Genomic DNA, 23,387 nt, shown 5'->3' on the forward strand with positions numbered 1-23,387 from the left:
GCCGCATTTTTAAACATTAACGGTTTTTAATGGAATCCGGAAGAAGGTTTCCTGTCGTAAATGATTGAAAGTTGCGTATCTGACACTATTATGGGAACCAGTATCCAGTCGTTATAAACGGAGATGACAATGGAAGACAGACGATTCGGCGTTCAGAACTCTCAGGGAGCCTATTCGACTCCCCAGACGGAGCGCGCGACCACAGGCATCAGCGATGATGCGATGAAGGTGTTGCGCAACACCTATATGCTGCTTGGCATGACACTCGCCTTTTCGGCGCTGACAGCATTCCTGAACATGAACGGAACCCACCCGGGCTTCCTGATCACCATCGTGGGATACATTGGGCTGCTGTTCGCAACCTATAAGTTGAAAAACAGCCCCTGGGGCATCGTGACTACCTTCGCCCTGACCGGGTTCATGGGTTACACCCTGGGTCCGATCATTGGCGCCTTCGTAGCTGCCGGCGCTTCCTCGATTGTCGCCCAGGCGCTGACACTGACCGCAGTTGCGTTTGTTGGTCTGTCTGCCACGGCCATCATCACCAAGAAAGACTTCAGCTTCATGTCCAGCTTCCTGACTGCTGGTGCGTTTGTGCTGATCGGCGCCATGCTTCTGGCCTTCCTGATGGAGAGCTCTGTTCTGCATCTGGCAGTATCCGCCGGCTTCACGATCTTTGCATCGATCATGATCCTGTTCGAGACCAGCCAGATCATCAAGGGTGGTGAGCGTAACTACGTGATCGCCACTGTTGGTCTGTACGTATCCATCTACAACCTGTTCGTCAGCCTGCTGCACCTGCTGTCTGCGTTCAGTGGCGAAGATTGATACCAGGCTGAATCAGCCGCTTCGAAACCCCGGCAGTTGCCGGGGTTTTTGCTTTCGGTAAACTGAAAGTCATTGTCTTGCAGACTTATAACGAACAGGAACCATGTCCGAAACCTTTACCCTGGTAATTACTGGCGCGCCCTACTCGTCTCAGGCGCCCCAGACTGCTCTCGGCTTTGCGAAGGCAGCGGTAGATGCTGGCCATCACATTGACCGGGTGTTCCTCTACGGTGACGGGGTCCATCTGGCCTCTGCGCTCTGCGCGCCGCCGTCTGACGAAACCCACTGGCCAGACGAATGGTCGCGGTTTCTGACTCAGCACAACATTCCCGGCGTGGCATGCATTGCCTCCGCGCTGCGTCGTGGCCTCGTCAACGAAACCGAACAGAAACGCTATGAATTGCCTTCGGCCAATCTTCGGGCCCCGTTTGAAATCGCTGGTCTCGGAGAATGGGTCGAGGGACGAATCAAATCCACGCGCACGCTTTATTTCCACGCTGGAGACTGACCATGAGCACACTGATCATGATTGACCAGCCTCCCTACGGCGCGTGGACTGGACGGGAAGCACTGGATATGGCGTTTTCGCTGGCAGCCTTCGACCAGTCGGCATCCCTGCTATTCACCGGGCCTGGCGTTAACTGGCTGAGACAGGCTCAGCACGCCGGAGGCATTGAACAGAAGTCTGTGGAGAAGAATCTCGCTGCAGCACCGGTATTCGGCATTGACGCGATCCTGGCTGATCGGGCTGCCTGCATTGCCTACGGCCTCGATGAGCATTCGCTGATTGAAGGCGTCACCCTGGTAGATGCTGATGCCGATCTCCTCACTGACTATGACCACACCGCATTTGCAGGTTAGATCAGATGACTGGCATCCAGACATTGCACATATTGAACAAATCCCCCGATCATCCCCGGGCCGCGCGGTGCGTTGAAATGGTGTCTGCAGAAGACGGCCTTCTTCTGACCGGCAACGGCGTGCTGTTGCTGGCACGCGGGAACCTTCTGCCGGGCGCCAGCAAGGTCTTTGCGCTCATTCCGGACGTCGAGGCGCGCGGACTGGGAGATCTGAGCGGCAACGTCAGTTCTGTGGACTTTGCGGAGATGGTAACGCTTTCATTGCAGGCACAACGGGTAATCAGTTGGTAAACCATGGTCAGTAATGCAATGCCACAACGAAACAACGAAGGCTTTCTTGAAGACGCCCAGGCGTGGACCGAAGGTGTTGCGACGGCCATCGCTGCCGAGGACGACGTGGATCTCACAGAAAAACACTGGGAAATCATAAAGTTTCTTCGGTCTTTTTATGAAGAGCATGAAATGTCGCCACCCTCTAATCGCCTGTTTGTGAAGGCGGTCAAAGAAGCGCTCGGCGAGGATAAGGGGAACAGCATCTACCTGATGCAGCTGTTTCCCGGCACCCCTGCAAAGACCGCCTGCAGGATTGCGGGGCTGCCAAGGCCAACTAACTGTCTTTAGAGTCCTTTGAGGCGGCGCCGTCCTTCTGCCTGTTGCGTTCGAGGTCGGCTGCACTGCCAAGGAAGCTGCTCAGGCCGTTCTCAAACAGGCCAGAGCCAAATTTCAGGAACTGGCGGGTCGATTCTTTAACGGTGCCGTCAAGGGCGCTTTCTGGCAGTTCCCGGATGGTATCTGCCACACCCTTTTTTACGCCACGAGTCACCGCCGGTTCGATTTCACGGCCGGCCTTAATCAGTTCCGCCACCCTGGCATCGAGGTATGGACGGACCACGAAACGCCAGAACCCCCAGAGAGTGACAAGCACGGCGCCAACGGTTGCAAGGATCTGGATTGTCAGTGTTAGCCAAAAAGGCATCGCCTTCCTCCTTGTACTCCCGATAACGGGATTCATTCCGGCTAGAAATTCAGATAGTTCAGGGAAACGAACTGAAGCAACCCTGCCAGGGCACCAAAAATACCGCCCACAATCATCAACTGGACCTCTTCTTCCCGGAACGCCGGGCGCAGGATGTCCTGGAATTCATCGGGTTTCAGCGCTTTCATCTGGCCGGACAGAACTTCGGCTACCACAGGTGCCCGCTCACGGTTAAAAGCCGGGTCACTGAACACGTCACGCGTAGCCAGTACCGCCTTCTGGTTCATGGCTTTCTTGAGCTCGGTGTAACCCGTCATACCAACGGTGACCTGCGCCGTCAGCTTCATGATGACAGAGTTGTCCAGTAAGGGGCGAAGGTGTTTCTGGATAATCGCACGGGTTCTGTCACCGTGGCTGCCGTTGATCATGGCTTCGGCAACCTTCTCTACAGTAATCAGTTCCTCCGCCACCAGCCTGGCCCAGACATCACTGATTTCTGGCTGCCTGCGCAAAAACAAACCCTGAACCTTCCAAAACAGGATTCGTCGGGGCCTGAGCGGCGCGAAAATCAGGTTGATGGCAATCCAGTTGGTCACGAAACCGACCACGAAGCCGCCCAGCGGCAGCAGCCAGGGCTCCGGATAGCGAGTCCATAAGGGCACAAGGAGAGCTCCAAGAATGCCTCCGATAACCGCACCTCGGTTGATCACAGACTGAAGCTCCACCGCACCGGCTTGCTGGAAAATCCGGTTCATCATGTCCGGATGTTTTTCGAGTTCGCGGCTGAGCAGAGCCTTGAGGTCGACCAACTCGTCCAGATCGTCACCAAAGTCCTCCACCAGCTCCTCTACCCTGGAGGGCAGCTGTTCACGGGCCCACTGATAAATCCGGTTTCTGACAAATAAGGGAAGGTTGTCCCAAAGGACCGGCTGGATTTCGTACATAACCTCATCGATGTACTCATCCATCCGCGGGGTCACCTGGGAAATCACCTGCTCAACGATGCGCTGCGGTTCAAGCCTCTGGTAGACAGCGTTGAGGTCGCCGAACTGCCGAAGCGTCCTGTCGATGCAGATATGCGCCATCTTTTCCGCTTTGCGGGGAATAACGCCCTGCCACCCTATCAGCCCCACTCCGATGAACTGTACCGGATAGAAGGACATCTGGATGGCCAGCCAGTTGGTCAGCCAACCAACAACGGCCGCCATAAGAGGCACTGACAGAAGCGCAACGTCGAACAAGTTTGACCCCGGTAGAAGAGTGTAATCCGTTTTAAGGCGGTGATAATGCCGTTAACGGACAGACAGGATAGTACCTGCCTGCAGTTGCTGTGTATGCGACACATGATGAAGTAATTGAAATGTCACAACATTGGCCGAGCAGCCATGGCGAAAGCGGTAATGCGGCAGGCCGAATAGATGCCGCGCCCCGGAGGGCGCGGCAAAACGGGAAGGAAGGACTTACTGGTAGTAGGCGTTTTCGGTGTAGGAGTGGTCGGTCACGTCACGCACTGCAGTGATTTCCGGAACCCGCTCCTTCAAGGTTGATTCCACGCCCTGCTTCAGGGTCAGGCTGACTGCCGAGCAACCCTGGCAACCGCCACCGAAACGCAGCACGGCCACGGATTCGTCGACGATCTCCACAAGGGACACCTCGCCGCCATGGGCGGCCAGATTCGGATTGATCTCGGAAGCGAGTATGTAGTTCACCCGATCCGGCAGAGGTGCGTCGTCATCAATCTTGGGCACTTTTGCGTTTGGTGCCTTGATGGTGAGCTGCCCACCCATCTGGTCCTTGGAGTAATCCACGTAGGCCTCTTCGAGGAAGGGCACGGAATTGTGGTCCAGATACAGGACGAACTTGTCCAGATCTACCTGCTCGTCCGTCGGTACTACTTCGTTAGGCGGGCAGTAGGCCAGACAGGTTTCGGCGTTTTTGGTGCCGGGCTGGGTCACGAAGATACGTACGCCCATGCCTTCCACGTCCTGTTTTTCGATAAGTTGTGCAAGATAATCCCGAGCGGGATCTGTCACAGTAACCTGAGCCATGTTTTCAACCCGTTTGAAAGTTTGGGTTCATTTTAAGGGAGTTCGCGGGAACATGAAAGACCAAGTAAAATAGTCGGGCTTTACGAAGGTAATGAATTTCCCGTATTGGCAGGTATTTGCAGTAGGCAATTGATAATCGTCATTCGTACTAAGACGGGCTCGGGCAATTTTGCTATGATCCCGCGCCATTGAATTTAATACCGCGTTTTTAACGACATCCGGAAGTAAACCTATGACCGATCGCACCACCCGTCTCGACCAGCTCCACAAGGCCCTGCAGGAACGCATTGTGATCCTTGATGGCGGCATGGGCACCATGATCCAGAATCTCAAGCTGGACGAGAAGGCGTTCCGTGGCGATCGGTTTGCCGACTACGAACGGGAAGTTCAGGGCAATAATGACCTGCTGAACCTGACCCAGCCCGCCCTGCTCCGCAACATCCACGCGGACTACCTGGACGCCGGCGCAGACATTATCGAGACCAACACCTTTAACTCCACCCAGCTTTCCCAGGCGGACTATGGGCTGGAAGCGATTGCCAGGGAACTGAACGTGGCCGCAGCCGAACTGGCCCGGCAAATCGCAGATGAGTACACCGCGAAAAACCCGGAAAAGCCGCGATTTGTCGCCGGTGCCGTCGGGCCGACATCGCGGACCGCCTCCATCTCACCGGATGTCAATAACCCGGGCTACCGCAATGTCGATTTCCAGACCCTGGTCGATAACTACTACGAAGCGGTAGGAGGCCTGGTCGAAGGCGGCTGCGACCTGATCCTGATTGAAACCATTTTCGATACGCTGAACGCCAAGGCGGCGATCTACGCCACTCAGCAGTATTTTGAGGACAGCGGCATCACCCTGCCGATCATGATTTCCGGCACCATTACCGATGCCTCCGGCCGAACCCTTTCCGGTCAGACCACCGAGGCTTTCTGGAATTCGGTGGCCCACGCCAAACCCATATCCGTTGGCCTGAACTGCGCACTGGGGGCCGACGCCCTGCGCCCTTATGTGGAAGAGCTGTCTGCAAAGGCGGAAACCTATGTCAGCGCCCACCCGAATGCCGGCCTTCCCAACGAGTTTGGTGAATACGATCAGACACCCGAGGAAATGGCCGAGATCATCGAAGGCTTCGCCCGTGACGGTTTTCTGAACATCATCGGTGGCTGCTGTGGCTCCCGGCCGGATCACATCGAAGCCATCGCCCAGGCGGTGTCCAAGTACCCGCCCCGGAAGATTCCCGAACGCCCGAAAGCGTTGCGTCTTTCTGGCCTTGAGCCGTTCACAGGCGACGACAATGTTCTGTTTATCAACGTGGGTGAGCGGACCAACGTCACCGGCTCCAAGCGCTTTCTGCGTCTGATCAAGGAAGAGCAATACGAAGAGGCCCTCAGCGTCGCCCGTGATCAGGTGGAAAACGGTGCCCAGATCATCGACATCAACATGGATGAGGGCATGCTGGAGTCGAAAGAGGTGATGGTCACCTTCCTGAACCTCGTCGCCTCCGAGCCGGACATCTCCCGGGTGCCGATCATGATCGACTCCTCCAAGTGGGATGTGATCGAAGCAGGATTGCGCTGCATCCAGGGCAAGGCGGTTGTGAACTCCATCAGTCTCAAGGAAGGCGAAGAGGAGTTCGTCAAGCGCGCCAGAGACTGCATGCGCTATGGCGCCGCCGTGGTGGTAATGGCCTTTGACGAACAGGGCCAGGCAGACACCTACGAGCGCAAGACCGAGATCTGCAAGCGCTCTTACGACGTGTTGACCGGCATCGGCTTCAACCCGGCGGATATCATTTTTGATCCGAACATCTTTGCCATTGCCACAGGCATCGAGGAACACAACAACTACGCGGTGGATTTCATCAACGCCACCCGCTGGATTCGGGAAAACCTGCCCCACGCCTCAATTTCCGGCGGCGTGAGCAACGTGTCCTTCTCGTTCCGCGGCAATGATGTAGTCCGTGAAGCCATCCACTCGGTGTTCCTCTACCACGCCATCAAGGCGGGGATGAACATGGGCATCGTGAACCCCGGCCAACTGGTGATTTACGACGAGATCGACCCGGAGCTCAAAGAGCTGGTGGAAGATGTTGTCCTGAACCGCCGTGATGATTCCACTGACCGGCTCCTTGAGATCGCCGAACGCTACAAAGGCAAAGGCGGCAAAACCCAGGAGGAAGACCTTGCCTGGCGTGAATGGCCGGTGGAGAAGCGTCTGGAACATGCACTGGTCAAAGGCATTACCACCTATATCGTGGACGATACCGAAGCCTGCCGCCAGAGAGCCACACATCCCATTGAGGTCATTGAAGGCCCATTGATGGATGGCATGAACGTGGTCGGAGACCTCTTCGGCGATGGCAAGATGTTCCTGCCCCAGGTGGTCAAAAGCGCCCGCGTCATGAAACAGGCGGTTGCACACCTGATTCCCTACATCGAAGCGGAGAAAACGGAAGACCAGAAAGCCAAGGGCAAGATCCTGATGGCCACGGTAAAGGGCGATGTCCATGATATCGGCAAGAACATCGTGGGAGTGGTCCTGCAATGCAACAACTATGAGGTGATTGACCTGGGTGTGATGGTGCCCTGCGACAAGATCCTCGCTGCTGCAAAAGAACACGATGTCGACCTTATTGGTCTGAGCGGTCTGATTACACCGTCTCTGGACGAAATGGTCCACGTGGCTCGCGAGATGCAACGACTCGATTTCAACATTCCGCTGATGATCGGTGGCGCAACAACTTCCAAGGCGCATACCGCGGTAAAAATCGAGCCCCAGTACAAGAACGACATCGCGCTGTACGTGTCGGACGCATCCCGCTGCGTGAACGTCGCATCCCAGCTTCTGAGCAAGAATGCGAAGCCCGAGTTTGTGGAAGCCGCCCGTACGGAATATGACGAAATCCGCGAGCGCCGCAAGAACCGGGGTGACCGCACCAAGCTGGTTTCCCTGAAGGAAGCTCGTGATCGCGCCCCCGACATCTCCTTCGAAGGCTACCAGCCTCCAAAGCCGGCTTTCACCGGCATCCGGGTGTTCGAGGAATATGACCTCAACGAGCTGGTGGACTACATCGACTGGACGCCGTTCTTCATGTCCTGGGATATTTCCGGCAAGTACCCGGCCATTTTTGATGACCCGAAGCGTGGCGAGGCTGCCCGCCACCTCTTTGACGATGCCCAGAAGATTCTGCACCGGATGATTGATGAAAAGCGGGTCTCTGCCCGTGGCGTCATCGGTTTCTGGCCAGCCAACCGCCGTGGTGACGATGTTGTGCTATACACGGACGAATCCTGCACCGAGGAGCTGACTACCCTGCACCACCTCCGTCAGCAGGATGAAAAGGCACCGGGCAAACCCATGATGGCGCTGTCGGATTTTGTCGCGCCTGAAGGCTCCGGGACCGTGGACTACGTGGGCGGTTTCGCGGTCACCACCGGCATTGGTGCAGAAGAATTCTCGGTAGAGTTCAAAGATGCCAACGACGACTATAACGCGATTATGGTGAAGGCGTTGGCCGACCGCCTGGCAGAAGCTTTCGCCGAGCGGATGCACGAGCGGGTTCGCCAGGAGTTCTGGGGCTATGCCGCTGATGAAAAGCTGGCCAACGATGACCTGATCAAGGAAAGGTACCGCGGAATACGTCCGGCACCCGGCTACCCGGCGTGCCCGGACCACACGGAGAAGGCAACCTTGTTCAATTTGCTTGAGGCCACTGATACTGCAGGCATTGAGTTGACCGAGCACTTTGCCATGTTCCCGACCGCTGCCGTCTCCGGCTGGTACTTTGCGCATCCGGAATCCAAGTATTTTGCGGTAGGGAAAATTGGCGCTGACCAGGTTGAGGACTATGCTGAACGCAAAGGCATTTCCAAGGCCGAGGCAGAACGCTGGCTTGCGCCAAGCCTGGCGTACGATCCGGCAGAGTAAGCTTCGGGTGAAGCACAGATCAGGGGCGGATGTATGACTGAATCTTCAGAAGCGGAAAAACGGGACGAAAAAAAGCCGCGTGGACCTGGCGTATTGAAAGTCATGCAAAGCATACTCGCCGGCGCGTTCGGAGTTCAGTCCGACAAGCGCCGGGAAGAGGACTTTTCAAGCCATAGCCCCTGGCCTTACATCATTGCCGGCATTCTGTTCACAGCCAGCTTTGTTGTAGGCCTGATCGTTATTGTAAATCTGGTCCTGGCGAGCCAGTAGACTACTGGCCAGCTACCCAGACCACCGCGAAAGCCACGGCAAGAACCACCAGCAGCACTGCGGCAACGGCATCGGCCTGACTGTCAGAACGTGCGGTCTTTTTCATGTCTGTTCCTCTTTCCGAGTTTTTGTCTCGTGTTTTTCTTGTTATCACGGCAGCAGCGCACACTGCTAACGTCATCCTCCAAGTTAAGCAGTTAATTGATATTCGTCCAGTCCCTTGTTCCTTCTGCTTATCGCCTGAGTCGATAAACATATTTTGAAATAATCATTTTAAGAATAAAAACCCGCTGTTATCCTTCCCGTCAGATATAAGGCCGTCGGCCTGGATATGTCGCTTTCAAGCAGGATCTTCCCACTATGTACGTATATGATGAACACGATCGGCAAATGGCTGCCGAGAGGGTTGCCCAGTTCCGTGACCAGACAGAAAGAGCGCTGGCCGGAGAATTGGCTGAAGACGAGTTTCTTCCCCTTCGCCTGCAGAACGGCCTGTACGTTCAGCGTCTTGCCCCCATGCTCAGGATCTGTGTTCCTTACGGCATGATGCGCTCAGACCAGCTTCGCCGGCTTGCGCGAATCACCCGAGACTACGACAAAGGCTATGCGCACTTCACCACCCGCCAGAATGTTCAGCTTAACTGGCCGGCGCTGGAAGACGTTCCCGACATTCTTGCGGAACTCGCTGAAGTGGAAATGCACGCCAACCAGACCAGCGGCAACTGCATTCGTAATACCACCACAGACCAGTTCTCCGGTGTTCAGTCGGACGAGATTGCGGATCCGCGGCCCTACTGCGAAATCATTCGCCAGTGGTCCACGTTCCATCCGGAATTTGCCTTCCTGCCGCGGAAATTCAAGGTTGCCGTGAACGCTTCCGAGCAAACCGATCGAGCCGCCATCCAGGTGCACGACATCGGGCTTCAGATGGTACGCAACGAGGCCGGCGATCTCGGTTTCCGGGTACACGTGGGCGGTGGTCTTGGCCGTACGCCCATGGTCGGGCCGGTAATTCGCGATTTCCTGCCGGAACTGGATCTTTTGACCTACCTGGAGGCCGTGCTTCGCGTCTATAACCGATACGGTCGGCGCGACAACAAGTTCAAGGCCCGGATCAAGATTCTGGTGAAGGCTCTGACCCCTGAGGGCTTTGCTGAAAAAGTGGAAGCAGAGTGGCAGCATATCAAGGAATCCCCGACCCGGCTGACGCCCGAGGCGATTCAACGCATCCAGGCCTACTTTACCGAACCGGATTACGCGGCTATCGACAATGCCACGGACCTGCTGGCCAGCCAGCGGTTTGAGAACCGGGGCTTTGACCAGTGGCTGACCCACAACGTGGACACCCACAAGAAGGCAGGCTATGCCATCGTCTCCCTGACGATGAAGAAAACCGGCACTCCTCCTGGCGATGTCAGTGACAAGCAGCTTGAACAGATTGCTGATCTGGCAGACGAGTTCAGCTTCGGTGAAATCCGGGTCACTCACCAACAGAACGTGGTGCTGGCCGATGTGCGCCAGGATCGGCTGTTTGAACTGTGGCAGGCGATTACGCCCATGGGTTTCGGTACCGCGAACCTGAATACCCTGACTGATGTTATCTGCTGCCCCGGCGGTGATTACTGCGCCCTGGCCAATGCCAAGTCCATCCCGGTGGCCGAGGCAATCCAGCGGCAATTCGATGATCTGGATTACCTGTACGACCTGGGCAATATCGATCTGAACATTTCCGGCTGCATGAATGCCTGCGGTCACCACCACGTCGGCAACATTGGTGTTCTTGGTGTCGACAAGAAAGGCCAGGAGTTCTATCAGATCAGTCTGGGCGGGTCGTCCCATCACGATGCCTCAATCGGCAAGATTCTGGGGCCTTCCTTTGCACGGGATGAGATGCCCAAGGTGATTTCAAAGATCATTGATGTCTACGTGGACAAGCGCACGGAAGAGGAAACCTTCCTCGACACCTATCGCCGCGTAGGAATTGATCCATTCAAGGAGCGGGTTTATGCCTAACGTTATTTCTCCGGATGGCAGCATCCGCCAGGACAACTGGGTAGTGGTGCCCCGCCCCGCCGAGGGCGAATCGCTGGATATTCCGGCCGACCAGCCGGCGTTAATCCCTGCGGATCTCTGGCTGGCAGGCTATGAGCATTTTACCGGACGGCAGGAGATTGGCGTGTGGTTCGACAGCCACGACGAGCCGGAGATTCTGGACGGTCGGGTGAACGAACTGCCGGTAATTGCTGTGAATTTTCCGAAGTTCAGTGACGGGCGTGGATACAGCATTGGCCGGCTACTGCGTGAACGTTTCGGCTACAAGAATGAGCTTCGGGCGATTGGAGACGTGTTGCTGGATCAGCTGCAGTTCATGAAGCGCTGCGGATTCGATGCTTATGTCCTTCGGGCTGACAAGGACATCAACAAAGCTGCGCGGTGCCTGAACTTCTTCAGCCAGGGCTACCAGGCCGCGACCGATACGGAGATCCCGCTGTTCCGGCGTCGGGCCTCCTAGTTATGAAGCTTTAGAGTACGAAGAGAGGGGCTTTTCCCTCTCTTCTATTCCATCTTATCGGTTGGAGTCGCTTCTTATTTAGAGTGATCCAGGACAATCTTGCCGGCTGATTCACCTTTCAAGAACGCCTTCAGCGCCCCATCCAGCTCACTGCGACCGATATCCCGGGCAGACGCTTCGGTCTTCGGACACGCCCACTCCCCGGCGAATTTCTTCCATACCGCTTCTTTCTCTGGCAGGGGAATCTCTACCGAATCGACACCCAGCAGATTCACGCCTCGCAGGATAAACGGCAGCACGGTGGTCTGAAGGCCCGGACCGGCTACGAGACCACAACAGGATACTGAGCCACCAGGCTTGATCTGCTTGAGCAGTTCGGCCAATGGGCTACCACCCACCGTATCGACAGCGTTCGCAAATGCCGGTTTAACGAGGGGTTTCTTTTCCTCGGCCAGGGTTTCACGACCCACAACTTCTTTAGCCCCAAGAGCTTTGAGATCGTCTACATGGTCGGCCTTGCCGCTTATGGCGACGACGTCGAACCCAAGTTTGGCAAGCAGTTCCACCGCAACGGTGCCAACGGCACCGGAGGCTCCTGAAACAGCGACTTTGCCCTGCTCCGGCTTGGCGCCCATAGTCAGAAGCTTCTGAACACAGAGACCGGCGGTGAGGCCGGCGGTGCCATAGATCATAGCGGTACGAGCGTTCCATCCTTCCGGCATGGGAACACACCAGGCGGCAGGTACGCGGATGTATTCGCCAAAACCGCCGTCTGTATTCATGCCCAGGTCGTACCCGGTCACGATAACCGGACTGCCGTTCGAGGGGTTGCCAGTGTCGGAATCGACGACCTCTCCTGCTGCATCAATACCCGGGGTATGGGGAAAGGAACGGGTAACGCCCTTATTGCCGGAAGCCGACAGCGCATCCTTGTAGTTGAGAGAAGAGTGGCTTACCCGTATCAGGACGTCACCATCAGGAAGGTCGGCAGTACTCAAAGATTTCTCCGCACCGACATACTCGCCGTTCTGCTCTTCAACGCGCCAGGCCTTGAATTCGGAATTGGTGGTCATCATTCTTCTCCGCTTTCGGTGGTCTACTGGAACTTCTGGTTGCGGAAGGCGCCCAGGACTTTCCAGACAGTGTGTTCAAGCGCCGAACTGGTGGCCAATCCGAGTTTTTCCGGAAGGGTCCGCTTGCGCTGATATGCCACTGAGACTACGTCTGCCCGGTCGCAGGCTTCAATGAGATATTCGTCGGAGGTCTTGATCTCGTCGATCAGTTTCACTTCGAGCGCTCGCTTGCCGAACCAGATATCTCCATTGGCAACGGCTGCAATGTCCAGGTCCGGCCGGCGTTCGCTGACATACTCTTTGAAAAGACCGTGAGTGTCTTCAAGATCTTCCAGAAATTTCTGTCGTCCTTTATCGGTGTTTTCACCAAATATAGTCATGGTGCGTTTGTGCTCTCCAGCGGTGAGCACTTCGAAGTCCACGTCATTCTTCTTGAGGAAACGATGGAAATTCGGAAGCTGGGCAACCACACCGATCGAGCCCAGGATGGCAAAGGGCGAAGCAACGATCCTGTCTGCGACGCAGGCCATCATGTAGCCTCCACTGGCCGCCACCTTGTCAACGCAGGCGGTGAGGCGAAGACCCTTGCTGCGAATCCGGTCCAGCTGGGCGGCCGCAAGGCCATAGGAATGAACCAGCCCACCACCGCTTTCGAGGCGGATAACCACTTCGTCTTTTTCCGGATCGGCAATACTCAGCACCGCAGTAATTGCCCTGCGAAGCGGATCTGTGTCGCTGGCTTTGATATCGCCGTCGAAATCCAGAACATAGACGCGACCACGACTGTCATCCTGCTCATCGGTATTCTTCGCGGCCTTGGCCGCTTTCTTCTCCGCCTTCTGAGCCTTTTTCCGGGCCTTCTGGAACACCTTTCTTTGGTGATCAGACATCAGCCGTGACTGAATCGTTTCACGCAGCTTTTCGTATTTCTCGTTGAGTTTCCGGATCTTGAGTTCTCCCTCGCCCTCATGATCGCCCCGATCCTTCTGGGCCGCGGACATGATGACAGAGATCACTACCAGGGCCGCCACCACGAAAGTAACGATCTTGGCCAAAAACAAACCGTATTCTGTCAGGAACTCCAAAGTGCTTCTCCAACTCAGTGTGCGGGAACAAGAGTGTAACTTACCGAATTTATGGTGATAAGGAGAGCAAAAAAATTAAAACAAGCGTTCGATCGATCTTGACAGGGCCGACCACTCACCATAAAGTCGGATTGCGAGGTCGGCTCTACCCGGGCATTCGATCAGGCTCGTGCAGCCAGGGACATCAAGCCGTCGTGATCATGACTAGACAACCATCAAAAGGGTAAAACAATGTCTGTAGCTCAGGTATTTGAACAACTCGAACAGAATTTCAACGCAGACGCAGCTCAAGGCCTGGACCTGGTATTCCAGTTCGACATCGAGGACGACAAGACCTACCACCTCGTCATCAATGACGGCACGTGCAAAATGCACGAAGGCGCCCATGACGATCCTTCTGTTACCCTGATCATGAACTCCGAAACCCTGCAGGGCATCGTTTCAGGCGAGACCGACGGCATGCAGGCATTCATGGCAGGTCAACTGCGCGCCGAAGGCGATATGATGCTGGCAACCAAATTGGGCGAACTGTTCAAGATGGGCTGATTGCCCCCGTCAAGCACAAAAAAGCCTGCGTCTCGACGCAGGCTTTTTTTATGCCCGAGAATCTATTGATTCCAGAACTGCACGGCTTCCCTCGCCTGCTCGTTTACCGGAACAGCAACCAGGCCCGAAGAGGAAAGCTTTACCTCGAAAACAGCCCCATCCCGCATTGGCATGAACGTCATGCTTCCGTCCACGGCCTCCACAAACGGCAAGTTGAATTGACGGTCCCACTGCCAGAGATCAGGCCAGATGCCTTCAGCAAGGCCTATGGAAGTCCTCGGAGCCGACCGCTCCTGCTCAAGCGACGTGTAACGCCCACTCAATTGCTCGAGCCGGTAACCGGGAGCGATATCAAGCCAACGGAAGGGGCCGGTAAAACGGAGAATCCTGGCGTCAATCTGCCATTGATCGCCCTGCAGCGTTCTCACCACAGACAACCCATCCTGACTCTGAAGGGAAACCTGCCAGATCTGTTCGGCCTGTCTCTGGGTGGAGATGCTTGCCGCGGTCTGCAAGCCTACCAGTGAATGATAGCTGCTCAGATTTACCGCAATCACGAGGACATATAAACCGGCCAGAATGACACCGAAAACCGCCGTTCCTTTAATCCAGGTGAGCAACCATCGGGGGTGCCTGAAAAACAGCAGGCCCGCTATAACCATCACAGCGCCGGCAGCGGCCAGTACAATGATAGCGAGCGTGTGGGACATGGAACTACAAACCTACATCGTCCAGCGACGATTCAGCCAGTTTCAGTAGATCTACGTTGCGGTCTTCGCTTTTGCCAATACTCTCGATGTAGTACTCCAGCGAAGTCAGAGCGTCCGCCAGCGCCTCGAGCACCTGGGCGGCTGGCGCTTCCTTCGCATCCAGCAAGCGCTCCTGGATTGAAGCCGCAACCCGCTCGAGAACCCCGGCGGCTCCAGGATCATTCACCATTTGCAGGCCACCCCAGATGCTGTGCAGGGTTGCAGGCAGATTGGCAAGATGCAGTTTGTCGTAGTCGGATTCGATAAAAGCGGTGATTGCACGCTTTGCCAGGGTCAATGCCCCACGGGCTTCGTCAGCCACGACATAGAGCGCCTCACGGAGGTAGACAGACTCCTCCCGCTTGCGTTCACCACCGGCCAACGCGTCGGTTTCCGACGTGATGCCGCGGGTCACGATCTGCATGACGGCGTCTTCGATTCCCAGGACGGAATCGGCGAGTCGATACAGTTCATCATCACCTGGCAAGCGAGATTCTGCTTCCCAACCCCGAAGCTTGCTCGCCTCTTCTCTTGAAACGCCCGCCAGCTTGTTCAGGTCAAGCATCACCAAAGTGTTGGCCAGTCGTTCGAGGGCATCGGCAATCGAAGACAGCTCCGCCAGATCCGGCTCGATACCGCGTTCAATGATGTCCAGCTTGTCCTTCAACTGGTTCAGTTCATCCTGCAGCGCTTCTGACAGGGATTTAAGGACATCACTGCCAGGACCGTACAACCTGCGCGCATGGGCTTCCAGCATAGAATCCGGAAAATCCGCCGGCGCGAGATGGTAAGCGGATAACACCTCGGTAACTTCAGGGTTAGCAGACCCGCTGCGGTACAGCAGATAGACCAGATCCCGAATCAGCGAATCTGGCGCGTCTTTACCCGTGGCAACCTTGCCCACGTACACCACTTCCCGGGCGTACTTCTCGATCCGCATGAACATGCGCTTGCGGGCCTTGTTAAAGACCATAGCGCGATCAAGCATGGTGTCCGCAACAATGCCGACAAGGCACCACATCTGCCCCATAGGTGCGCCCTGGCAAAGGCGGGCAAGTCCTCTCGAAGCGCGGCCAATCAATTTCTTGTTTACCACATCGTTCCGGTCGCGAAGAATTCCCAAAAGCGCAACCTGGAAGGTCAGACGCATGCGACGCGCCATGACTTCGTAATCCGCCTCATTGCCCTCAAACGGCTGTAATGACAAACCGGCACAAAAATCCGGCCTCTCTTTGACATCGACATCAAAAAAACAGGATTCGGGATAGGGTTTTTCCCGGCGGGCCTCTCGGAGGTCATTGATCACGGGAAGCAACAGCTCGGGGTGGTCCTCCCGCTGCTGATGATAGTACTCGACATAGCGCCGAAGAATGAACAGAGCGCTATTGAGGGTAGTAAGGAGGATGTTCTTGTCGTCATTAGCGCCAACGGGAACGTCGTTGGCCATAGTAACTGCTTCCTGGCACAGCAGCGTTCCGCCCCGCAGCTCCACCAGAATGAAAATGCCCCGCAACTGGTTGATAAAATCAACACAGTTCTGGAGATCCTCACCCCTTTCGCGGTTTTCCTGAAAGCGTTCAAGGCTGGATTCTGCCTGCTTGATGGTCTGCTCTATTTCACTTTTGACCAGATCAAACGACTGCGATTTCGTCGCGAGAGACGACTGAACCATAAACGCTTCCCGTTAATGTTGCGGAGACTACCGCATCCTCTTTGGTGGTCACTGGTCCGGCTGTCGCGTACCAGGCCTTTTTGTTCTGGGCCGGCTAACCCCTTTTCCGGCCAAAGCCAGTTCGCAAAAAACTGGCGAACTTATCATTACTTATAACATAAAACTCAAGTACCTCAAGAAAGGCGGAATGTAACATTTGGTACAGCCCGACCCAGTTCTCATTCCGGGCTCTGGAGTTTGCCCCACACAGTTTCGCCCGCCTGTTTTTCGAGCAGGGACATGAACTCTTCGTGGGCCTCGGCCTCTGAACTGGAAGCACGAACCACCGACAGGGGCGCTCTGTCAGAAGGTAGCCTTCGAATTCCGCCGTTACCGCCGCCGTTCTCGGATCCGGCATCCAGTGACAGCGCGGTCTGGCCACCGGTAAGGAGGAGGTAAACATCGGCCAGGATTTCCGCATCCAGCAAGGCGCCGTGGAGGTCACGGTTGCTATTGTCCACACCGTAGCGCTTGCAGAGCGCATCCAGGTTGTTCTTCTGCCCCGGGTGACGGGCCCTTGCGATAGCGAGGGAGTCGACAATTCCGCAGTGGTCCGCGGTTTTCCGTACCGGCTTGAGGCGGGCAAATTCCGAGTCCATGAAGCCGACGTCGAACGCAGCGTTATGGATAACCAGCTCGGCGCCCTTGATGAACTCGAAGAACTCATCGGCGATTTCCGCGAAACGGGGTTTGTCGGCAAGGAACTCGTTGGTGATGCCGTGAACAGTGATCGCCTCAGCCTCTACTTCCCGGTCCGGGTTGATATAGACATGGTAGTTGCGGCCGGTGAGCTGACGCTCCATCAATTCAACACAACCGATCTCGATGATCCGGTGACCTTCTGCCGGGTCGATACCCGTGGTTTCTGTATCCAGTACGATCTGTCTCATTGCCTGCACCTGGTTATCTGTATTTATGCGCTCTGAATCTATGCGCCGGAAAGCTCGTCGACGCCGCGATTGGCCAGTTCATCCGCCAGCTCATTGTCAGGAACACCAGAGTGCCCTTTTACCCAGTGCCAGTTAATCTGGTGCCGGGCCACTTCGGCATCCAGCTCGCGCCAGAGATCTTCGTTCTTCACGGGCTTTTTCGCGGAGGTCTTCCAGCCGTTCCGCTTCCAGCCTGCCATCCATTCCGTAATGCCTTTGCGCACGTACTGCGAATCTGTAAACAGCTCCACCTCGCACGGGCGCTTCAGGGCCTCCAGACCACGGATGGCTGCCATTAATTCCATGCGGTTGTTCGTGGTATTCGTCTCCCCGCCGTGCAGGGTCTTTCGATTGTCGCCATAGCGCAAAACCACGCCCCAGCCGCCGGGCCCGGGGTTGCCTTTGCAGGCGCCATCCGTATAGAGGATTACCTTGCCGGCCATTCAGCCTCCTGATTTAATTTTCGGTGATTCACTTCGGTCTGTTAATCGGCGAGCCACTGCGGCTGCAACCTCGGGAGGCGCCAACGGTACCGGTGCCCGGCAGAGCAATCACCTTGCTTTGGCGCCAGACGGGGCGCCTCGGCAACCGGGCGTGGACGCGTTTTTTGGCAAGGATACAGTAATAGGCGCCTACTGGCAGGAGTCGATTTCCGGACAAACGGTTGTCAATCCGGCTTGTCGGCTTGCGACCACTGCGCTGCAGTGGTGGCCTGAAAAACCGGGTAATCGACGCTTCGACATTAAAGCCCAGCAGGTGCAGCCAGTCTTCCATGCGTCCGCGCAAGAGGAAGCGACCGCCCCACGGGCCCTCGCTGTTCCTGGAGATCAGTTTGCGCGCACCCCAGAGGCTCAGAGGATTAAAACCAAACAGGGCCATCGTGCCCTCTCCCCGGAGCACGCGCGCCGCCTCGCGAATCACCTGGTGAGGGTAAGGAGAGAAATCGGCCGTGTGATGCAGCACGACAAGATCCATCGAGTCACCGGGAAAGGCCAGCTCGTCGGCATCGCAGATGGCGACTCCATCCGGAATATGGGGATACCATCTTGGCGCTGTCATGATCTTCTGGGAAAAATCCGTGCCGGTAGCCAATGGCAGCCGATGGCTGATCCCAACCTGCAACTGCCTGGCGCCTGTCAGACGCTGTAGCTCGGCGTCGACAAAGCGTCTCTGGTCGGCCAACAGTGCCCGACCCAGTGGAGTCTGGAACCAGCGCTCAAAGCTCTCATGTCTGGCAGAATAATCAACTGCCTCGGATTCACTCACCAATGCGCCACTCCCGGAAGCCCTTTCCCATGGTTGGGGCCTTGTATTTAATGCTCTATCATATCAGTCACATTCGATAAGCACATGTGGGGCCCTATGCTGACCATTTCCGCCATACCCGCCTTCAGTGACAACTATATCTGGTGCCTTTCCGACACCGCCAGCGACAAGACGCTGATCGTGGACCCGGGCCAGGCACAACCGGTCCTGAACCATCTGGCCGAGAACGGACTGACCCTGGATACCATTCTGGTGACCCACCATCATCCGGACCATGTCGGCGGTGTCAAAGACCTGCTCTCCCGTTTTCCGGATTGCAGGGTAACGGGCCCCGCGGATTCGCCCTACAAAGGCAGTACCAACCTGGTTCATCCCGGTGACGAGGTGATCTGGGAAGATATCACCTTCCAGGTCCTGGGCGTTCCCGGCCATACTCTCGATCATATTGCCTACTTCACCGACGTCGAGGTAAATGGTCGGCCGGTTCTCTTCTGTGGCGATACCCTTTTTGTCTGTGGATGCGGACGTCTGTTCGAGGGCTCACCGGAGCAGATGCGTCAGTCTCTTCAGACCCTCCGGGCGCTGCCTGGCAAGACCGCCGTTTACTGCGCCCACGAGTACACCCTCGCGAACCTGCGCTTTGCCCGCAGCTGGTTGCCGGAAGACGAAGGTCTCCGGACGTTCGAGCAGGAGTGTCAGGCCGCCCGCGATGCAGGAGAACCGACGGTTCCTTCAATCCTCGAGAACGAGAAACGGCTCAATCCGTTTCTGCGGTGGGATGATCCGGCGGTAGTGGACTACGCCCGGGCCTATTGCTCAAGCCGCGGCCTGCCCGCCGATTCCGATAACGCTATTTTTGCGGCCATTCGCCACGCCAAGGATAATTTCTGACGCCTGGCGATACGCACTTAACAAATCCTCTCAGAGCCGTAACGAGAGGTTTCTTGACCCCATTTTAATCGGTCCCATAGAATCATTTCAAAATTGTGACCGTAAATTGTTCAATATGCCGGAGTTTCAGATGCTGAATCCGGCCTCAACCTGAACCCGGATGCTGTTATGTCGGCCAGACGATTGTCGTTTTTGTTTTTCGCCGGAGCCCTCGCGAGTGGCTGCACCAGCCTGATCAGCCAGGGAGAGCAAAGCCCGCTGAACACACAGGAAGTTACGGTCGCCGCGGGCGATGAAGGGCTTAAGAAAGCTGTGGAGACCGGAGAAAACCGTGACGCTGCCCGCGACGAGCCGCTGGATGAAGCTATTGCTCCGGAATTAAAGGATGCTGCCAGGGATGCCCGGGAGAAGCTCGACAATCCGGTTCAGAAAACCGCTGAGGGGGAGGCAGTTGAGCAGGATCTGTGGGCAAGACTGCGTTCAGGATTTGTTCTGGATCATGATATCGACAATGAACGAGTTCGGGACCAGTTGAACTGGTATGCCCGACATCCCGGCTACATTGACCGGGTTGTGGAACGCGGCAGTCGCTACCTTCACTATATCGTCAACGAGACCGAAAAGCGGGGCTTGCCTGCCGAATATGCTCTGCTCCCCGTTGTTGAAAGCGCGTTCGATCCGTTTGCCTACTCCCATGGGCGCGCGGCCGGTCTCTGGCAATTCATTCCCTCCACGGGCAAATACTTTGGCCTGACACAGAGCTGGTGGCACGATGACCGTCGTGACGTCATCGCCGCAACCGACGCTGCCCTGACCTATCTCGAGCGCCTCGCAAACCGGTTTGATGGCGACCACACGCTCGCCCTTGCCGCCTACAACAGCGGCGGCGGCACGGTTTCCAGCGCCATGCGCCGCAACCGGAACGCCAACAAGCCGACAGACTTCTGGTCTCTTCACCTGCCCCGGGAAACCAGACACTACGTCCCCAAACTGATTGCTCTGGCGAAAATATTCGACAATCCCGAGGCCTATGGCATCGAACTGCCATCGCTGAAAGACGAACCCTACTTCGAAGTTGTTGATACCGGCTCCCAGCTCGACCTTGCCCAGGCGGCAGAACTGGCCGGAGTAGATGTCGACGAGATCTACCTCCTGAATCCCTCCTACAATCGCTGGGCAACTTCGCCGGATGGACCTCACCGGTTGCTCGTTCCGGTTGGGAATGCGGAGACGTTCCGTGCCGCCCTGGCTGAAATTCCAGCCAATCAACGGGTGTCCTGGCGCAACTACGAAGTCAAATCCGGAGACAGTCTCAATTCGATCTCCCGCAAGTTCTCCACAACACCGTCAGTGCTGCAGCAGGTCAACAATCTGGACAGCGACCTGATACGAATTGGCCAGCGCCTGATGATTCCCTCTGCTTCCAAGGGCAGCGATGCTTACGCCCTGAGCGCCTCCCAGCGCCTTGAGCGCAAACAGGAGCGTAAGCGGGACGGTAACAAGGTTCGTTACATGGTGCGCAAGGGCGACACCTTCTGGGACATTGCCCGCGAGCACCGGGTGTCCGTACGTGAAGTTGCTGCCTGGAACGGTATGGCGCCCGGCGATCCGCTGATACCCGGCAAGGAGCTGGTCATCTGGTCCAAAACCAGTCAGCCGACGGTTGTGGCAGCCAACAGTGGCCGTGGCAAGGCTATGGTTCGGAAAGTAGGCTACCGGGTGCGCAAAGGCGACTCCCTTGCCCGGATTGCCAGCAGGTTTTCCGTGAATGTGCGGGACATCGCAAGCTGGAACGATCTGAATACCGCCCGTTATCTGCAACCCGGGCAAAGTCTGGTACTCTACGTTGATATCCGAAACAGTCCCTGACGTGCGAGACTTATGACAAGAACACGGAAAGCCTCATCCCTTACGTCGTTTTTATCAGCCCTGGCACTTATTGCCACACCGCTTATCTCACCCTTTTCCGTCGCCGACGAGGCAATGCCAGCACATGGCATTGCCATGCACGGGGACACTAAATACCCCGCCGGGTTCAGCCGCTTCGATTACGTGAATCCGGAAGCCCCGAAAGGCGGCACCCTGAAAATGGCGGTTGTTGCCAACGGCTTCGACTCATTCAATCCTTTTGATATACGGGGTGTTGCCGCCGCGGGCATCAGCAACTATCTGTATGACACACTCCTTGAGTCGTCCGACGATGAGCCCTTTTCGGCCTACGGCCTGATTGCCGAATCCCTGGAGACACCCGAAGACCGGAGCTATGTGGTTTTCAATATCCGTGAACAGGCGCGGTTCCACGATGGCGAAGCCATTACCGCTGAGGATGTGAAATTCTCCTTCGACACGCTTACTACCCAGGGGCATCCCTTCTTTCGGAACTACTACGCTGACGTAGAAACAGTCACGATAGAAAGCCCTCAGCGAGTACGTTTTGACTTCAAGGAAACCAGCAATCGGGAGCTGCCGCTGATCCTCGGCCAGATGCCCATTTTGCCCCAACACTACTGGGCCGATCGCGAATTTGGCAAGAATGGCCTCAACCCGCCGTTGGGCAGTGGCCCCTACCGGATTGGTGACTTCGAAGCAGGCCGGTCGATTACTTACGAACGCGTTGACGATTACTGGGCACAGGATCTTGGCGTCCGGAATGGCCGCTTCAACTTCGATCAGATCACCTACGACTACTACACCGATGACACCGTGGCGCTGGAGGCGTTCAAGGCCGGCAGTTTCGATTTCCGGTTGGAGTCTTCTGCCAAGAACTGGGCCACAGCCTACACCGGGGAGCGGTTCGAAAACGGCACGATCATCAAGGAAGCCATCGAGCATCACCGGCCTTCAGGCATGCAGGGTTTTGCCTTCAACACCCGCAGAAAGGTGTTTTCGGACCCGCTGGTTCGTGAAGCGCTGGCCTATGGTTTCGACTTCCAGTGGGCCAACAAGAACCTCTTCTTCGACCAGTACACCCGTACCGACAGCTACTTTGAAAACAGCGATCTCGCTTCCTCGGGTCTCCCCACCGGCCGTGAACTGGAAATACTCGAACCTTACCGGGATCAGTTGCCCGATGATGTGTTTACCGAGGAGTACCAGCCACCCACCACCGAAGGCCAGCAGGGCCTCCGCGAGAATCTGAGGACGGCTCTGGGTCTGCTCAAGTCCGCCGGGTATATCATCCGCGATGGCAAGATGGTACACGGCGAAACCGGCGAACCACTGGCGTTCGAGATCCTGCTGTTCCAGAAGAGCTTCGAGCGGGTGGTTCTGCCTTTCAAGAACAACCTCGGCCGTCTCGGTATCGATGTGACCGTACGCCTCGTGGACAGCAACCAGTACATCCAGCGCCTGCGGGAATTCGATTTCGATATGATCACCCAGGTGTTCGGCCAATCGGATTCCCCGGGCAATGAACAGCGGGAATACTGGCATTCATCCACCGTGGATGCCAAAGGTTCACGGAATTACATGGGCGTGAGCGATCCGGTGATCGACGAGCTTGTGAACATGGTCATTCAGGCGCCAAACCGAGAGGAACTGGTTTACCGGGTTCGCGCCTTGGACCGGGTTCTGCTGCACCACTATTATGTGATTCCTCACTGGCACCTGAGAAGCGACCGTGTCGCCTACTGGAACCATCTGCAACGTCCAGCCGAGACGCCGAAAAACGGCATTGATCTGGACAACTGGTGGGCGAAGCCCTGAGGAAAAC

At 56.3% G+C, this 23,387-nt stretch carries 23 protein-coding genes; 13 read left to right on the forward strand and 10 right to left on the reverse strand.

Annotated features, from left to right (window positions below):
- The first annotated feature begins 129 nt into the window (after window positions 1-129).
- The 5 genes from EDB94_RS14770 to EDB94_RS14790 all read left to right on the forward strand — a co-directional run bounded on the left by EDB94_RS14770 (window position 130) and on the right by EDB94_RS14790 (window position 2,309).
- Window positions 130-828: a Bax inhibitor-1/YccA family protein gene (locus EDB94_RS14770; protein ID WP_014577154.1), complete on the forward strand. Its 699-nt coding sequence runs from the start codon at window positions 130-132 to the stop codon at window positions 826-828.
- 103 nt (window positions 829-931) lie between these two features.
- Window positions 932-1,336: a sulfurtransferase complex subunit TusD gene (tusD, locus tag EDB94_RS14775; protein WP_014577155.1), complete on the forward strand. Its 405-nt coding sequence runs from the start codon at window positions 932-934 to the stop codon at window positions 1,334-1,336.
- A gap of 2 nt (window positions 1,337-1,338) precedes the next feature.
- Window positions 1,339-1,689 (forward strand): DsrE family protein, encoded by a 351-nt coding sequence (locus EDB94_RS14780; protein WP_108018636.1) that lies wholly within the window; start codon window positions 1,339-1,341, stop codon window positions 1,687-1,689.
- 5 nt (window positions 1,690-1,694) lie between these two features.
- Window positions 1,695-1,979, forward strand: a complete 285-nt coding sequence (tusB, locus tag EDB94_RS14785) for a sulfurtransferase complex subunit TusB (RefSeq protein ID WP_062784229.1) — start codon at window positions 1,695-1,697, stop codon at window positions 1,977-1,979.
- A 3-nt stretch (window positions 1,980-1,982) separates the two neighbouring features.
- Entirely contained in the window at window positions 1,983-2,309 is a 327-nt protein-coding gene (locus tag EDB94_RS14790) for a TusE/DsrC/DsvC family sulfur relay protein (RefSeq protein WP_062784227.1), read from the forward strand.
- Here the strand turns inward: EDB94_RS14790 and EDB94_RS14795 are convergent.
- From EDB94_RS14795 to nfuA, 3 genes are all read right to left on the reverse strand, one after another.
- Window positions 2,296-2,664 (reverse strand): hypothetical protein, encoded by a 369-nt coding sequence (locus EDB94_RS14795; protein ID WP_062784225.1) that lies wholly within the window; start codon window positions 2,662-2,664, stop codon window positions 2,296-2,298. The two genes, EDB94_RS14790 and EDB94_RS14795, sit on opposite strands and share 14 nt — an antisense overlap.
- A 41-nt stretch (window positions 2,665-2,705) precedes the next feature.
- Complete coding sequence (locus EDB94_RS14800; RefSeq protein WP_219908259.1) at window positions 2,706-3,905, reverse strand: hypothetical protein; 1,200 nt, start codon at window positions 3,903-3,905, stop codon at window positions 2,706-2,708.
- A gap of 219 nt (window positions 3,906-4,124) precedes the next feature.
- The gene (gene nfuA, locus EDB94_RS14805) at window positions 4,125-4,712 is read right to left on the reverse strand and encodes a Fe-S biogenesis protein NfuA (protein ID WP_014577160.1); all 588 of its coding nucleotides are present in this window, start codon (window positions 4,710-4,712) and stop codon (window positions 4,125-4,127) included.
- Window positions 4,713-4,944: 232 nt separating this feature from the next.
- Between nfuA and metH the strand changes: the two genes are divergently transcribed.
- The 4 genes from metH (at window position 4,945) to EDB94_RS14825 (ending at window position 11,425) form a co-directional block, all read left to right on the forward strand.
- On the forward strand, window positions 4,945-8,643 hold the full coding sequence (metH, locus tag EDB94_RS14810; RefSeq protein ID WP_008171685.1) for a methionine synthase: 3,699 nt from the start codon (window positions 4,945-4,947) through the stop codon (window positions 8,641-8,643).
- A gap of 33 nt (window positions 8,644-8,676) precedes the next feature.
- Window positions 8,677-8,913, forward strand: coding sequence for a DUF2970 domain-containing protein (locus EDB94_RS14815; RefSeq protein WP_008171686.1), 237 nt, complete (start codon window positions 8,677-8,679; stop codon window positions 8,911-8,913).
- A gap of 360 nt (window positions 8,914-9,273) precedes the next feature.
- Window positions 9,274-10,926, forward strand: coding sequence for a nitrite/sulfite reductase (locus EDB94_RS14820; RefSeq protein WP_062784219.1), 1,653 nt, complete (start codon window positions 9,274-9,276; stop codon window positions 10,924-10,926).
- Complete coding sequence (locus EDB94_RS14825; protein WP_008171689.1) at window positions 10,919-11,425, forward strand: DUF934 domain-containing protein; 507 nt, start codon at window positions 10,919-10,921, stop codon at window positions 11,423-11,425. Before EDB94_RS14820 ends, EDB94_RS14825 begins: the two co-directional genes overlap by 8 nt.
- Window positions 11,426-11,499: 74 nt before the next feature.
- Here EDB94_RS14825 and EDB94_RS14830 read toward each other — a convergent pair whose 3' ends face one another.
- Window positions 11,500-12,498 carry a YhdH/YhfP family quinone oxidoreductase gene (locus tag EDB94_RS14830; protein WP_108018637.1) on the reverse strand — a complete coding sequence of 333 codons (999 nt, stop codon included), beginning with the start codon at window positions 12,496-12,498 and terminating at the stop codon, window positions 11,500-11,502.
- Window positions 12,499-12,521: 23 nt separating this feature from the next.
- Window positions 12,522-13,583 (reverse strand): protease SohB, encoded by a 1,062-nt coding sequence (gene sohB, locus EDB94_RS14835; protein WP_014577164.1) that lies wholly within the window; start codon window positions 13,581-13,583, stop codon window positions 12,522-12,524.
- A 231-nt stretch (window positions 13,584-13,814) separates the two neighbouring features.
- Here sohB and EDB94_RS14840 point away from each other — a divergent pair, with 231 nt between their 5' ends.
- Window positions 13,815-14,129, forward strand: coding sequence for an SCP2 sterol-binding domain-containing protein (locus tag EDB94_RS14840; protein ID WP_008171697.1), 315 nt, complete (start codon window positions 13,815-13,817; stop codon window positions 14,127-14,129).
- Between the two features lie 62 nt (window positions 14,130-14,191).
- Here EDB94_RS14840 and EDB94_RS14845 read toward each other — a convergent pair whose 3' ends face one another.
- From EDB94_RS14845 to EDB94_RS14865, 5 genes are all read right to left on the reverse strand, one after another.
- The gene (locus tag EDB94_RS14845; RefSeq protein WP_008171698.1) at window positions 14,192-14,839 is read right to left on the reverse strand and encodes a hypothetical protein; all 648 of its coding nucleotides are present in this window, start codon (window positions 14,837-14,839) and stop codon (window positions 14,192-14,194) included.
- Window positions 14,840-14,843: 4 nt separating this feature from the next.
- A complete protein-coding gene (locus EDB94_RS14850) occupies window positions 14,844-16,550 on the reverse strand; it encodes a hypothetical protein (protein ID WP_062784213.1) in 1,707 nt (568 codons plus the stop codon).
- Between the two features lie 218 nt (window positions 16,551-16,768).
- Window positions 16,769-17,479: a DNA polymerase III subunit epsilon gene (gene dnaQ / locus EDB94_RS14855; RefSeq protein WP_108018638.1), complete on the reverse strand. Its 711-nt coding sequence runs from the start codon at window positions 17,477-17,479 to the stop codon at window positions 16,769-16,771.
- A 38-nt stretch (window positions 17,480-17,517) separates the two neighbouring features.
- On the reverse strand, window positions 17,518-17,961 hold the full coding sequence (gene rnhA / locus EDB94_RS14860) for a ribonuclease HI (protein WP_108018639.1): 444 nt from the start codon (window positions 17,959-17,961) through the stop codon (window positions 17,518-17,520).
- A 28-nt stretch (window positions 17,962-17,989) separates the two neighbouring features.
- Window positions 17,990-18,784, reverse strand: coding sequence for a class I SAM-dependent methyltransferase (locus EDB94_RS14865; protein WP_108018721.1), 795 nt, complete (start codon window positions 18,782-18,784; stop codon window positions 17,990-17,992).
- A gap of 96 nt (window positions 18,785-18,880) precedes the next feature.
- Here EDB94_RS14865 and gloB point away from each other — a divergent pair, with 96 nt between their 5' ends.
- The 3 genes from gloB (at window position 18,881) to EDB94_RS14880 (ending at window position 23,380) form a co-directional block, all read left to right on the forward strand.
- The gene (gloB, locus tag EDB94_RS14870) at window positions 18,881-19,675 is read left to right on the forward strand and encodes a hydroxyacylglutathione hydrolase (protein ID WP_108018640.1); all 795 of its coding nucleotides are present in this window, start codon (window positions 18,881-18,883) and stop codon (window positions 19,673-19,675) included.
- Window positions 19,676-19,843: 168 nt separating this feature from the next.
- Window positions 19,844-21,544, forward strand: coding sequence for a LysM peptidoglycan-binding domain-containing protein (locus EDB94_RS14875; RefSeq protein ID WP_108018641.1), 1,701 nt, complete (start codon window positions 19,844-19,846; stop codon window positions 21,542-21,544).
- A 12-nt stretch (window positions 21,545-21,556) separates the two neighbouring features.
- A complete protein-coding gene (locus EDB94_RS14880; protein ID WP_108018642.1) occupies window positions 21,557-23,380 on the forward strand; it encodes an extracellular solute-binding protein in 1,824 nt (607 codons plus the stop codon).
- The last annotated feature ends 7 nt before the right edge of the window (window positions 23,381-23,387 follow it).

It is taken from the genome of Marinobacter sp. 3-2 (assembly GCF_003751355.1).
In the GTDB taxonomy this organism is placed as follows: Bacteria; Pseudomonadota; Gammaproteobacteria; order Pseudomonadales; family Oleiphilaceae; genus Marinobacter; species Marinobacter adhaerens.